The sequence below is a fragment of the Paenarthrobacter sp. GQ52 genome (genome assembly GCF_059759005.1).
This window is the reverse complement of sequence record NZ_JCAXEJ010000022.1, coordinates 17,217-30,471: the sequence shown is the minus strand read 5'-3', so window position 1 is coordinate 30,471 and position 13,255 is coordinate 17,217. Positions and strand designations below refer to the sequence as shown.

Annotated in this window: 13 protein-coding genes; 6 read left to right on the top strand and 7 right to left on the bottom strand. The window is 61.8% G+C overall.

Annotation, left to right across the window (positions count from 1 at the left end; all coding sequences use genetic code 11):
- Nucleotides 1–52: 52 nt before the first annotated feature.
- Nucleotides 53–2,086 carry a rhamnogalacturonan lyase gene (locus AC6CH8_RS20395; protein ID WP_498192088.1) on the bottom strand — a complete coding sequence of 678 codons (2,034 nt, stop codon included), beginning with the start codon at nt 2,084–2,086 and terminating at the stop codon, nt 53–55.
- A 427-nt stretch (nt 2,087–2,513) separates the two neighbouring features.
- Here AC6CH8_RS20395 and AC6CH8_RS20390 point away from each other — a divergent pair, with 427 nt between their 5' ends.
- The 3 genes from AC6CH8_RS20390 to AC6CH8_RS20380 all read left to right on the top strand — a co-directional run bounded on the left by AC6CH8_RS20390 (nt 2,514) and on the right by AC6CH8_RS20380 (nt 4,304).
- Nucleotides 2,514–2,684, top strand: a complete 171-nt coding sequence (locus AC6CH8_RS20390) for a hypothetical protein (protein ID WP_178994140.1) — start codon at nt 2,514–2,516, stop codon at nt 2,682–2,684.
- A gap of 295 nt (nt 2,685–2,979) precedes the next feature.
- A complete protein-coding gene (locus AC6CH8_RS20385; RefSeq protein WP_498192087.1) occupies nt 2,980–4,122 on the top strand; it encodes a glycosyltransferase family 2 protein in 1,143 nt (380 codons plus the stop codon).
- 8 nt (nt 4,123–4,130) lie between these two features.
- A complete protein-coding gene (locus tag AC6CH8_RS20380; RefSeq protein WP_166660328.1) occupies nt 4,131–4,304 on the top strand; it encodes a hypothetical protein in 174 nt (57 codons plus the stop codon).
- Between the two features lie 108 nt (nt 4,305–4,412).
- Here AC6CH8_RS20380 and AC6CH8_RS20375 read toward each other — a convergent pair whose 3' ends face one another.
- Nucleotides 4,413–5,789, bottom strand: a complete 1,377-nt coding sequence (locus AC6CH8_RS20375; protein ID WP_498192086.1) for a hypothetical protein — start codon at nt 5,787–5,789, stop codon at nt 4,413–4,415.
- 237 nt (nt 5,790–6,026) lie between these two features.
- On the opposite strand from AC6CH8_RS20375, the gene AC6CH8_RS20370 reads away from it, so the two are divergent.
- Nucleotides 6,027–6,506, top strand: a complete 480-nt coding sequence (locus AC6CH8_RS20370; protein WP_420181200.1) for an NUDIX hydrolase — start codon at nt 6,027–6,029, stop codon at nt 6,504–6,506.
- Nucleotides 6,507–6,533: 27 nt separating this feature from the next.
- Here AC6CH8_RS20370 and AC6CH8_RS20365 read toward each other — a convergent pair whose 3' ends face one another.
- From AC6CH8_RS20365 to AC6CH8_RS20355, 3 genes are read right to left on the bottom strand one after another with little or no spacing between them, the layout of a single operon-like run.
- Entirely contained in the window at nt 6,534–7,322 is a 789-nt protein-coding gene (locus tag AC6CH8_RS20365; protein WP_498192084.1) for an alpha/beta fold hydrolase, read from the bottom strand.
- A 55-nt stretch (nt 7,323–7,377) separates the two neighbouring features.
- Nucleotides 7,378–7,569: a helix-turn-helix transcriptional regulator gene (locus tag AC6CH8_RS20360; protein ID WP_054808874.1), complete on the bottom strand. Its 192-nt coding sequence runs from the start codon at nt 7,567–7,569 to the stop codon at nt 7,378–7,380.
- A complete protein-coding gene (locus tag AC6CH8_RS20355) occupies nt 7,566–8,003 on the bottom strand; it encodes a hypothetical protein (protein ID WP_498192083.1) in 438 nt (145 codons plus the stop codon). The genes AC6CH8_RS20360 and AC6CH8_RS20355 overlap by 4 nt, the downstream gene beginning before the upstream one ends.
- 76 nt (nt 8,004–8,079) lie before the next feature.
- Here AC6CH8_RS20355 and AC6CH8_RS20350 point away from each other — a divergent pair, with 76 nt between their 5' ends.
- A complete protein-coding gene (locus AC6CH8_RS20350; protein WP_498192082.1) occupies nt 8,080–8,652 on the top strand; it encodes an MOSC domain-containing protein in 573 nt (190 codons plus the stop codon).
- 85 nt (nt 8,653–8,737) lie between these two features.
- Complete coding sequence (locus tag AC6CH8_RS20345; RefSeq protein WP_498192081.1) at nt 8,738–9,439, top strand: hypothetical protein; 702 nt, start codon at nt 8,738–8,740, stop codon at nt 9,437–9,439.
- A gap of 39 nt (nt 9,440–9,478) precedes the next feature.
- Here AC6CH8_RS20345 and AC6CH8_RS20340 read toward each other — a convergent pair whose 3' ends face one another.
- Together AC6CH8_RS20340 and AC6CH8_RS20335 are read right to left on the bottom strand one after the other, a co-directional pair.
- A complete protein-coding gene (locus tag AC6CH8_RS20340; protein ID WP_498192079.1) occupies nt 9,479–11,452 on the bottom strand; it encodes an ABC transporter ATP-binding protein in 1,974 nt (657 codons plus the stop codon).
- Nucleotides 11,449–13,182 (bottom strand): ABC transporter ATP-binding protein, encoded by a 1,734-nt coding sequence (locus AC6CH8_RS20335; protein WP_498192078.1) that lies wholly within the window; start codon nt 13,180–13,182, stop codon nt 11,449–11,451. Before AC6CH8_RS20335 ends, AC6CH8_RS20340 begins: the two co-directional genes overlap by 4 nt.
- Nucleotides 13,183–13,255: the final 73 nt, after the last annotated feature.

Sequence of the window (13,255 nt, the reverse complement as noted above, 5' to 3'; positions counted from 1 at the left end):
ACTCACTTATTAAGCACTCTGCGTTAAAGGGCCTTCGCCCGCAGGGAACCGCCTACTTCTTGGTCCCCGTGTAGACGACATCGGGAATCGCCGGAGCCTGCATGCCCTCACCAATGAAGAAGCTCGGGTGCGGCGGCTGGTTGTAAGCGACGTTTTCGCGGGCCACAGCTGTGCGGTAGACCGTGTCATGCATGAGCGTCCGCAGGCGAACCTCGGTGGGGGCCGTAGTGGTGTAGATCCGCAACTCGCTGCTGTCGGTGGACGGCCAGGCGATCTCTTCGCGCCAGTCACCCAGGATGTCCGCTTGGATTGACGGGTTGCCCTTGGTGGTGTTGTTACTGCGTGCACCTTCGGCAGTCAGGAGCCGATCGCTGGACTCGGTTTCCCAGTTCCATTTGGAGATGGTGGGAACGCCGCGGGACAACGTTGCGTCATAGTCGTGGTCCACAATTTCGCGGAGCAGGTCACCATCCCACCATGCCAGGAAGTTCGCGGCGGGGATCTTCCCGGCGATCAGCTCACCCTTGGCCGATACCAACTGACCAACGGGTGAATCCCACGCGGCCGTACCTCCGACGGCCCAGCCTTCCGCCCCGGCATAGCGGGGATCGATGTCACCTGCCGCACCGCGACCGGTGTCCCTGGCCGCGGGGATGCTCCAGAGGACTTCACCGGTAGCGGCGTCACGGAATGTTGCTCCCCGGTTGCCGCTCTGGCGCATGCTCTCGTGGACCGCGAACGTCTCCAGCCCAGGCCTGGACGGGTCGAGGTCGCTGGTGTGTATGGCATCGCCGTGGCCAAGCTTGGTGTTGTAAAGAGGCTGGCCATTGTCGTCGATGGTCATGGAACCGAAGACGAACTCGTCCTTGCCGTCCTGGTCCACGTCAGCAACAGACAAGTTGTGGTTACCCTGCCCCTTGTATTCATCCCCGGCAAGGTTCGAATCGAAGGTCCAGCGCTTCACGAGCTTGCCGTCCACCAGATCGTAGGTGACCAGGACGGTGCGCGTGTAGTAGCCGCGGCTGACCATCATGGATGGATGTACCCCGTCGAGGTAGGCCACTCCGGCCAGGAAGCGGTCTACACGATTTCCGTAGTTGTCGCCCCAGCCGCCGACAGTGCCACGCGGGGGCTCGTAGGCCACAGTGTCCATGATGGTGCCGGTCCCGCCCTTGAAGACGGTCAGGAATTCAGGACCGGAAAGGATGTAACCGGCACTGTTGCGGAAGTCGGCGTCGGCGTTCCCGATGACCGTTCCGGCGGCATCGCGGGTGCCATCGGCAGTCTTGAGGGAAACCTCAGCCTTGCCATCGCCGTCGAAGTCGTAGGCCAAAACCTGGGTGTAATGCGCGCCAGCGCGGATGTTGCGGCCCAAGTCAATGCGCCACAGCTTGGTGCCATCGAGCTTGTAGGCGTCCACGTAGACGTTGCCCGTGTATCCGGACTGGGAGTTGTCCTTGGCGTTGGAAGGTGCCCAGGTTTGAATGACCTCATATTTGCCATCACCGTCGAGGTCCGCGACAGTCGCATCGTTGGCGGAGTAGGTGTAGGGCTTGCCGTCTGGGGTCACTCCATCGGCCGGCTTATCCAGCTTGATGGCCACATGGTTCTGCGCCAGCGGCGTCACCGCTTCGCTCAGCTTGTCCTCGCCCTGCCCATTGCCGACGGTTTTTATGACGTAGTTGGACTCCGCCGTTCCATCCGGGTCCACGAACATTGTGGCGCTTCGGAGGGGTTCCGGGGTGATGTTTACCCCGTCGCGCAGGACTTGGAAGCCGACGCTGTCCTTGTCCAGGCCGAGCATGCGCCAGCTCACCGTGACGCCCTGATCCGTCAGGACAGCAACCGGCGCCCGGTCCAGGTTCTCCACTTGTCGCTTGAGGGTGGATGGATCCTTCGCAGCAGGCACGACGCCGGGGAGGCCGGCTTGCGCTGCTTGCGGGAGTTGGGCGGGGGCTGCTTGAGCGAGCGGGACGCCCGTCAGTGCGATGGCCGCGGCAGCGAGTGAAGCGGAGGCCGCCATGGGGACGGCCTTCCATACACGGCCACCGGTACTGCGGTAGGAACATTTCGAGGGGTAAGCCAAAGAACATCTCCTTTGATGCTGGGCGGCAGGGGGATCTGCCACACCTTGATTGGAACGTTTCACACACCGCGAGCAGAACCGCCTTCGATCATCGGGCGATGGTGCAACGCAGTGAGAAAACGATTTCCGCTCACAAGGTTTACCAGCGCGTGAATCACGCGGTCAAGAGTCTGGCGCGAAATGACTGTGAGATTTCGGTGGGGAATGTTCGGTTTTGTACCGTTATCCATGGCGGTTAAACGGAGTCATGAGGAACGTGTAATCGGTCACACTTAGCCGGATTTACTTGTCAACCGTGGTGGGCAGCATGAACCATGAATGAGGGAATTCGTTCCCATACAAGCTGAATCAGCAATCCTCACCGACGAGGATGCGGCCCCTGCGAAGAAGCTTGGGGCTGTTAACGGCCTGAGTGAAAGTACTGACAATGACGACACATACTGACTCCATCACGCTGAAAATCTGGGACAAGTCGGCAATCGACCACACCATCGATGCCGCCATTGAATCCCTCTCACACCGCGCTGCCGCCGAAAATTGCGGAATCGCAGTTACCCTGAGCGGCCCTAAGACCTTCACGGTCAGCCTGAACCGCTAAGCAGCTCAAGCACTACGCAAGAGGACGACGCCGGGACCTCCCGACGTCGTCCTCTTGCGTTTAAGCTCCCCCCGCAGTTGTACGCCTCCCCCGGCGTTGTACGGCTCGTGACGCGAACAAGTCCGGGTTCCACCGGAAAGTTGGCACCAGTGGTCCCTACCCCCTGTTCGTGACGCCATACAGAAAGTCCTGATGGAACCTTGAGACTTCCTTGATGGTTTCCCTCCCCTGATCTTGCGTTCGCGTTGGAACTCTAAGTGAGTCAACGCTTCAACGCACGAACGGAGGGATCACAGTGCTCACGGAAACCACGGCCAACGCAGCTGCACCGGCTAACGCGCCGGAGACGGCTGTCAGGCCGCGACGATCCCACCGGGCGCCAGGCGGGGTGGTCACCGTCCTGGTTCCGGCACACAACGAGTCTGCCGGCATCACCGAGACGCTGCTCTCCTTGAATAACCAGACTCAGCGCCCGGACCGCGTGATCGTGGTGGCAGACAACTGCACCGATGACACCGAAGAGCTTGCCCTCGCTCAGGGCGCCGAAGTCATGCGCACCGTGGGCAACAAAGACAAGAAGGCCGGTGCCCTGAACTTCGCCCTCAGCGAGCTCCTTCCGGATGCTGACCCGGAGGACCTGTTCCTGGTCCAGGATGCCGACTCGCAACTGGCCGTCGACTTCATCGAGAACGCCACCAGGAACCTGCTCGCGGACGAACTGCTAGTCGCTGTGGGCGGAGTGTTCAGCGGCGGTCCGGGCGGCGGCTTTGTTGGCCATCTGCAGCGCAACGAATACGCCCGTTACGCGCGTGACGTGAAGCGACTTCACGGCAAGTGCCTGGTAGTCACCGGCACAGCGGCGCTTTTCCGCGTCAAGACACTGCGGGACGTCGTGGCCGCCCGGTTGAAGGGCATGCTCCCTCCCGGCAATGGCAACGGCGGCGTCTATGACACCTCGGTGCTGACCGAGGACAACGAACTCTCCTTTGCCCTGTTGACCCTGGGCTACCGCATCGCATCTCCATCCAACTGCACGTTGGTCACCGAGGTCATGCCCACGTGGCGTGAACTGTGGTCACAGCGACTGCGATGGAAGCGCGGCGCGGTGGAGAACTGCGTGCAATATGGATGGACCAAAGTAACCAGGCCATATTGGGGACGCCAGTTTCTTTCCATGATCGGCGTCTTAGTGACGCTGGCCTACTTCGGCTCCCTCCTGTTCGCGTTGATTTCCGGCATGGGCCTGAACCTTCAGCCCTTCTGGATTACCGTCACCGGCATTTTCATCCTGGAACGCATAGTCACTGTGCGTTACCGGGGCTGGAGGTACATGCTCCTGGCCGCAACCATGTACGAAACCGTCATCGATATCTTCCTCCAGGCTGTCCACGCCAAGGCGTACCTGGATGCAGCATTCAACAGAAAGAAAGTTTGGTAAATCGACTCATGTACAACAACGCAGTAACCCCGGTGACAGGGGCAGTAGCAGCTGGAATGGGCTCAGGCACGCTCGCATTGACCGGAGCCGGAGACCTCTTCTGGTTCGCACTGGCGGCCTTTGCCATGCTGGCTCTCGGACTCGCCGTTAAGAGGATCGTTCCAGTCCGGGCACAAAAGTAGGCTAAAAGAACCACATTCACCAACGAACCCGCAGTTGTGTCGCTACCTCCAGCGCGACACAACGGCGGGTTTGTTGTATTCGCCGTACTGGTCTACAGCCCCATTGGCTTACTGCACCGGGGTCGTGCTGGCTGAGTACTTGACCACCGTGGTGTAGCCGGCTTTGGTGCCGGTAACCCTCACGCTCATCGCGTCAGCCTGGTCAGCACTCACCAGCTTGTAGGAACGGGCTGTTGCCCCGGGGATTGCCACACCGGAGCGATACCACTGATACGTCAAGGTGGTCCCGGACGTCCACGTACCAGGGTTGGCAATGAGCGTTGAACCCACCGTCAGCGCTCCCGTGATAATCGGTGTAGGTGCTACCAAAGTCCCGGCTACTACTATCGCCGTGGGAGCAGACTCCCTGACGGCAGTTGCGTAGCCAGCCTTGGTTCCCGTGACGCGGACCGTCAGGCTGGTGCCCTGATCCGCGGCGGCAAGGACCCTGGCGGCGCTGGTTGCGCCGGCAATAGCCGTGCCGTTCCGGAACCACTGATAGCTCAGGGCTGTCCCGGTGGTCCAGGTTCCCGGAACTGCGGTCAATGTTGAGCCTACGGCTGCTGCGCCTGAGATGGTGGGTGTTGGCGCAGTGAGCTGACCTTGGTTCGCGGGAACGAAGGAGAAGTCCCGGATGGTGACTGTTTCGGGAACCACGTGTGCTGCATCTCCGCCTCCACCACCTGTTACCCAGAGGTTGAAGTGAATCTGTTCCTTGGCCGGGAGCGGGACCGTGGATCCCTCCAAAACGGTCCTCTTGAGCAATGTGCCGTCGTAGCCTTCCCCGGCAAATGTCTCGTAGGTCAGCTTGCCTGGTTCCCAGACCATCCTGTGGGTGAGGATCGGGGCATTGGTGACATCAAAAGTGACGGTGTTGTTTCCCTGCCCCGGAGGCAAGCTGGCGTCAAACCAATATCCATGCCCTTGGGTCACGGGCCAGTTTTCACCATAGGCGGCGCCCCCACCCCAGGCCGAGGCTTCACAAAGGTCAATCTCCGTATAGCCAGGCACCGCATTGGGGTCGTAGGTGAACAGGCATCCCCACACCACTTCCTTCTGGAGGGCGCTGACATCCTTTTCCACGGTGGTGCTGTACGTTCCGTAGCCGAAGCCTTCACGCGTGGATTGGAATTCCGCTCCCTTAGGAGCCGATCCCGTGGGGTTGCTGATGGACAACTTGACGTACCCGTTTGCGTCCGGGGTGCTCACGTTATTGGCATCCCAACTCGCGTTATACATAGGCGCCCCGCCCCAAAAGCGCTTCTGCCAGTTGAACCCTTTCCACGCAAAGCTGCCCACGGGGCCAGGATCCTCAGCCATGGGCGTGGTGTCCGCTGCATGCGAGGGGCCTATTCCTGTGAACATCGATAAGCCAACCGCAACGACGACGGCCAACCCCATTGCTTTTCTTCCCCCACGTGGAAGGAGCCTCACTGACAATGCCATAGCTGTTTCCTCCTGCTGATGCGCCCGGAACCGTCAACGGCTGATGCCGCTGACCGCAGCGACGTTCCACCCCCGAGAAACGCCTGTCCTCGATTATCAAGTAGCCCGGGTCCTGCCGGAAGCGAAATGAACAAGCAAATTCGGCCACACAACATCAATTGGATAACGGCGCCAACTCCACGAGTAGCCTTGACGTGGTTGAGAATTTTCGCGCAGGGTCTGACCCCGGGAGGGCACATCACAATACGCAGCGCAGGCATCCTCCTTCACCGACGAAACACCGCCGGTCAATTGGAACTGTGGATAGCCCACATGGGTGGGCCCTTTTGGGCCCGCAAAGATGAACACGCCTGGTCAATTCCCAAGGGAGAATTCCCCGAGGACGAAGACCCTTTGGTTGCCGCCCAACGGGAATTCACCGAAGAAATTGGCACACCACCGCCAGCGGCCCACTACGACCTCCTGGGCGTTTTTCGGCAGCCCTCCGGCAAACTAATCACCGCGTTCACTGCCGAAGCCAGCGACTTTCAACCTCAGCAGATTGTCAGCAACACCTTTCCCATGGAATGGCCCAAGGGCTCGGGTGCCATCAAGGAATTCCCGGAGATCGACGACGCCCGGTGGCTTGAAGAATCCGTGGCCCGGACAAAGCTCGTCAAAGGGCAACTCCCTATCGTCGATGCCTTGGTCCGGCACCTTGGTGGGCATTCCCTCTAGGGCCGACCACCCAAGCAGGCCTGCCAATCATCCTGACGAACGGCTCTTTCCGGCGATGAATTGCCGGATCCACTCAACCGTTTCGGGATGGTCCAGGTGCAAGCCATGGCCAGCACCAGGAACCCTCACCAGCACCGAGCGGGGAATGTGCTCGCGGAGGAGCAGCGCGTTGGGCAAGGGCGTCAACGCGTCCTCGACGCCGTGAAGTATCAGAGTCGGCGACCGGATGGAGCTGAGGTCCCGCCAGGCATCATGCTCGCGGCTGGCCTTGAAGTGGCGCGCTTTGGCCCATGCTGACGCGTGGGAGTTGAAGAACGTGTGCGTCGCCGCGGGATTGCACTGGACCCAATCCGCGTCGAAGAAGAGCGGTTCAAGCCGGGACATGTCACCACTAACCAGCGCATCCAAGGCCGCCCTGTCCGGCTGCATTCCGGCGTCCGGCGATCTTCCACCGCTCGTTGCGGCGAGGATCAGCGTGCGGACTTTTTGCGGGTAGTCGATAGCGAGCCACTGCCCAACTCGACCACCCATCGAATGACCGTACACGTGTGCTAAATCCACTCCTGCAGCGTCAAGGACAGCTGCTGCATCCTCCGCGAGGAGCCGCGTAGTGTAGCGCTCGGCTTCGCCCTTCCCACTCCGACCTATCCCCCGGTGATCGAAGCGGATGACGCGGTAATAGCGCGACAGAAGCCCCGCCGTCGGACCCCAACCATCCATGGCTGTCGCCTGTCCGGCGATGAGCAGCATCGGCTCGCCTTCGCCTTCCGATGTCCAGGCGATTTCAGCGCCGTCGGCGGCCTCAGCAAAGTTCACCGTGCCACAGTATCCGGGAGGGGCTCAAAGCGCTGCGGCGTGGGACACAAGCACGCTAGTCCGCGGTGAAAATGTCCTCAATGGCACAGTCAAACGTCCGCGCAATGAGGAAGGCCAACGGAAGCGAGGGATCAAACTTCTCCCGCTCGATGGATATGACGGTCTGCCGGGAAACTCCAAGTGCCGCCGCCAGGTCCGCCTGTGTCCAGCGCCGTTCGGTGCGCCGCTCCGCGAGGTTGTTCTTCACTTGAGCGCGCGGTGGCGAATGGCCACGTATCGCAGCCCGGCGTCAACCGCGCTCAGGGCAATCAGGCCAATAAGGACCGGAAGTGCGTCCACGGCGAAACGGCCGATGGCCAGCACCAGTGAAGCGACCACGATAGCGACCAGGACATCCAGGAAAGCCCCCGCTCCCGCTTGCCGCATCCACTGCAATTCCACGCTTTGTTCGCCGTGCGGATCGCGGGTGATCGTGTGATTGGATACGAACACCTTGCCGCCCAGGGACATCGCCGGGTAGGCGGCGCAAAGGGCGCCAATCGCTGCAGCGAGCCAGAAGTCATCCGGGTTCGACGCTCCCACCACGACGGAAACCACCACCGTCAGGATGACGCCGAGGATGACCGCCAAGACGTAGTGGTGGGCCGGCGCGCGCCTCGATGTAAAGGAAGCTTTACTCATGGGAAAAGTAAAGCATCCTTTACTTTGGCGGGCAATAGCTGATGCGTAGTGTCCGAGCTGGGTCTAGCGTTGAGGGATGACCGCTGAGTACAGGTACGACGTCGAAGTGCTGCACCTTTTGGTGTCGCCGGCACACGCCTACTTTGGCCGTGCCCGCGAAGGGGCGGCAGACGTCCCCACTACCGATGCCATGCAGGCCGAGTTGGTGGCGGGCAAAGGCATTGTTGGCGACAGGTTCTTCGGCAAGGCCGCACACATGGATGCCGCCGTGACGTTGTTCGCGGTGGAGGCCCTCGAAGCCATCGCGTCGGAACTCGAGGCCGGGCCCTTGGATCCCCTGTTGACCCGGCGGAACGTAATCCTGCGGGGAGTGGAGTTGGCGCCTTTGCTTGGCCATGAGTTCACGCTTGAGTCCGGTGAGGACACCGTGCGGCTCAAAGCCGGGCGACCGGCCCATCCTTGCGCGTGGATGGATGAAATGCTTGCCCCGGGCGCCCATAAGGCGATGCGTGGGCGTGGCGGCGTACGATGCCAAGTGATCGCCGGAGGCGTGTTGAATCGAGGTCCGGCCGTGCTGATTAGTCCCGTGCCGCTCGACCCGAAGAAGGCCGGGGACGCCAACGCTCTGCGGCCAACTCGGTTGCCCTAAGCATCTCCACCCTGCGTCTGCAAAAGATACACCCGAGAAAGTCAGGAGCCTGTCAATCAAGCGTTTCGCCGCATAGGGTGGTCAAGTGGCTACCGTGAGCAGCAAAGTGCAAGCCGTCGCCGGATCCGCGTTTGCCGCGGTCTTCCGGGCCATCAAGGTCGTGCGTCCGCAGAGGCCGATCCACCCAAAGGGCATCCAGCTGGTCGGAACTTTGGAAAGGGACTCCGGTGTGCGCGCGCCCTCGGGCATCCCTTGGCTGGACACCGCCGGGAGCAACGTGGTGGATGCCAGGCTTTCCCGCTCGATCGGACTGCCTGATGCCTTCCCGGACATCATCGGACTGGCCGTGCGCTTCACAGAGCAGGACAAACTCTCGGACATGCTTCTTGCTACCACCGGACCGACAGGACTTGGGCGTTTCATCCTCCGGCTCCGTCGGGATGCCGCGGCGGCGGTTTTCTCCAGCATGATGCCCTACAAGTCTGATGACGGCCCCGTTTTGATAGCAGCAAGGACCATCAGGAGCCCGGACAGGTTGCCCGTCGAACCGAGCGCTTTCCGCTCACTCCTTGGCAGCGGTTCGTGGATCCTTGAACTCCATCACGCCAGTCCGCTGGGTCCGTGGACCAGGTTCGGAACGTTGACCCTCAGCCCCGCCGACTCCCTGGGCCAAGATACCGCTGAGCGATATGATCCGGTCCTCAATCCGCTTCCAACAGCAGGAACGTACGGCTGGACGAGGCGACTGCGTGAACCTTCCTACGCCTTGGCCCGCCGACGCGGGTAGGACGCGGTTAGTTGGGCCAGTGCCACAGGCCCAATAAATCTAGGGTTCAAGCGCAGCAGGTGCCGCGAACTGCGCCTCATACAGCCGGGAGTACGCCCCGCGCGAGGCAAGCAGTTCGGCGTGGGTCCCCTGCTCAACGATCTGCCCGGCTTCCATCACCAGGATGAGGTCGGCGTCCCGGATAGTGGAGAGCCGGTGGGCGATCACGAAGCTGGTCCGGTCGGACCTCAACGCGTTCATGGCCTTCTGCACCAATACCTCTGTGCGGGTATCCACGGAGCTGGTGGCCTCATCAAGAATCAGCACCGATGGGCGGGACAGGAAGGCCCTGGCAATGGTGAGCAGCTGTTTCTCACCTGCCGATACGTTGCCGCCTTCGTCGTCGAGCAAGGTGTCGTACCCTTCGGGCAGCGACTTTACGAACCGGTCCACGTACGTTGCTTGTGCGGCCTCCATAATCTCGGTCTCGGAAGCGGAAGGGCGCCCATAGGCGATGTTGTCGCGGATCGTCCCGCCGAACAGCCAAGTGTCCTGGAGGACCATGCCCATCCGCGAGCGAAGTTCCTGCCGCGACAGTGAAGTGATGTCTACGCCATCGAGGGTTATGCGCCCGGAATCAAGCTCGTAGAAGCGCATCATGAGGTTCACCAGGGTGGTCTTACCAGCTCCCGTCGGCCCAACTATTGCGATGCTCTGCCCCGGCTCCGCCACCAGGCTGAGGTTCGTGATCAGTGGCTTGTCCGGCGAGTACCGGAAGGACACATTCTCGAAGACGAGACGCCCGCGCGACGGACCCGACGGCGGAACAGGGTCAGGTTCGGGCGACTCTTCCTCCTCATCCACCAAGTCGAAAACCCGCTCGGCCGAGGCAACACCGGACTGCAGCATATTCGCCATGGATCCGAGCTGAGCCAACGGCATGGTGAACTGCCGGGAGTACTGGATAAATGCCTGCACGTCGCCCAACTGCATTGAGCCGGAGGCCACCTGCAGGCCACCAACCACGGCGATCCCCACGTAGACCAGGTTCCCGATGAACGTCATGGCCGGCATGATCAGACCGCTCACGAACTGCGCCCCGAAGCTCGCCTGATATAGCTCGCCGTTCTTCGCGCGGAACTTCTCCTGGACTTCGTTCTGCCGTCCGAACACCTTCACCAGCGCGTGCCCGGTGTACGTTTCCTCGATCTGGCCATTGAGTTCGCCGGTGTTCTTCCACTGCGCCACGAACAGTTTCTGCGAGCGCTTGGCGATCAGCAGCGTGGTCCCCAGCGTCAACGGAATAGTCACCAAGGCAATCAGCGCCAGCAGCGGCGAGAGCAGGAACATCATCACCAGCACGCCCACCACCGTCAACAGGGACGAGACCACTTGGCTGATGGATTGCTGCAGGCTTTGGGAGATGTTGTCCACATCATTGGTCACCCGGCTCAGCAGCTCACCGCGCTGGATGGAGTCGAAATAGCGCAGGGGCAGCCGATGGATTTTCGCTTCAATTCGCTGGCGGAGGCGGTACACGGTCCGCTGCACGACGCCGTTGAGTACGTACGCCTGAATCCAACCGAACGCCGAGGCCAGGACGTAGAGTGCCAGCGCCCACAGCAGCACCGAAGCCAGCGCCGTGAAGTCGATTCCGACGCCGGGGGTCAGGGTCATGGCCCCCAGCATGTCGGCCTTGCTGTCCTCGCCGGATGCACGCAAGCCTGCGATCACTTCGGCTTTGGACGCGCCTTCGGGCAGCTGTTTGGAGACGACGCCGGCGAAGATCAGGTTGGTGCCCTCGCCCAGCAAACGGGGTCCGATGACGGACAAAGTAACGCTGACCACGGCGAAGACCAGCACCAGTATCAACCAAAAGCGTTCAGGCCGCAGGGTCCCCAGCAAACGCCGTGCCGAGGCACCAAAATTCGAGGCTTTCTCGGCAGGAATGTTCATTCCGGCGAAGGGGCCTCCGCGGCCCGGGCCCATCGCCGGCCGCTGCGGACCACGGGGACCGGCTGGCACAGCACTCATGCCGCCTCCTCCGCCGCGAGCTGGGAGGACACGATTTCCCTGTAGGTTTCGGAGGTCTCCAACAGCTCATCGTGCGTTCCGCGCCCAACGATCCTGCCGTCGTCAAGCACTAGGATCTGGTCCGCGTCCGCGATGCTGGAGACGCGCTGCGCGACGATCACCAACGTGGCGCCGTTGGTGTGGCGCTTGAGGGCCTGCCGGAGCCTGGCGTCGGTGGCGGTATCCAGGGAGGAGAAGGAGTCGTCAAAGATGTAGAGCTCAGGTTGTTTCACCAGTGCCCGGGCGATCGCGAGCCTTTGCCTCTGTCCGCCGGAGACGTTGGTACCGCCCTGCGAGATCGCCGCATCCAGGCCGCCCTCCATTTCCAGCACGAAGTCCTCAGCCTGGGCCACCCGGAGCGCCTGCCACAACTCGTCCTCAGTGGCATCGGGCTTGCCATACTGCAGGTTGCTGCGGACCGTCCCGGAGAACAGGTAGGGCCGCTGCGGCACCAGCCCGATGTGCCCCCACAGCAGGTCCGGGTGCAGCTCCCGGACATCCACGCCATCCATCCGCACGGATCCGCTGGTCGCATCGAACAACCGAGGCATGAGGTTCACCAAAGTGGTCTTGCCAGCGCCGGTGCTGCCGATAATGGCGGTGGTCTTCCCCGCCCGGGCGGTCAACGAAAGCCCGCTCAGCACCGGCTGCTCGGCACCCGGGTAGGCGAATCCGACGTCGCGCATTTCCAGTTCGCCGCGGCGTATCCCGCCAGTTACAGGGTTCGACGGCGGCTGGACGCTTGAATCGGTGTCCAGGACCTCGCCGATGCGGTCGGCGGAAACGGACGCGCGCGGGATCATCACGGCCATGAACGTGGCCATCATGACGGACATGAGGATCTGCATCAGATAGCTCAGGAACGCGATCAGGGTGCCCACCTGCATGGAGCCGTCCTCGATCCGGAAAGATCCGAACCAGATGACCGCCACGCTGGAAACGTTCATGACAAGCATGACCATAGGGAACATGAGCGCCATCAAACGGCCGGCCCGGAGCGCAACATCAGTAACGTCGTCGTTCGCTTTGCCGAACCGGGCTGTCTCCATGTCCTCGCGGACGAACGCCCGCACCACACGAATGCCGGTGAGCTGCTCGCGGAGGACCCTGTTCACGGCGTCGATCCGGACCTGCATCTTCCGGAACAGCGGCACCATCCGCGTCACGATCAGCCCGACCGCCACCAGCAACACCGGAACGCAAACGGCAATCAGCCAGGATAATTGCGCGTCCTGCCGCACAGCCATGATCACGCCGCCAATGCTCAGCATGGGAGCGGCGACCATGAGCGTGCAGGACATGAGGACCAGCTGCTGCACCTGCTGGACGTCGTTGGTGGACCGGGTGATCAAGGATGGCGCCCCGAACCTGGTGACCTCCTGCTCCGAGAACTCCCCCACCCTTGCAAAGACGGCGTCCCGCAGGTCGCGGCCCATTCCCATGGCTGCCTTCGCGCCGAAGTACACGGCCACCACCGCACACGCGATCTGGAGCAAGGTAATGAGCAGCATGAGGCCGCCCATGCGCAGGATGTAGTCGGTATCCCCGGTGGCCACCCCGTTGTCGATGATGTCAGCGTTCAGGGTGGGAAGGTAAAGGGATGCGATGGACTGGGCCAACTGGAAGACGACGACGGCGATCAGCAGCCGCTGATGCGGCCGCAGGAAGCGAACAAGTACCTTCCACAGCATGGAATCTCCGAGCCAGGCGATGTGAACCGAAGGCCAGTTTACGTCTGGTTGCTGTGGGCAACTAGGGGAACTG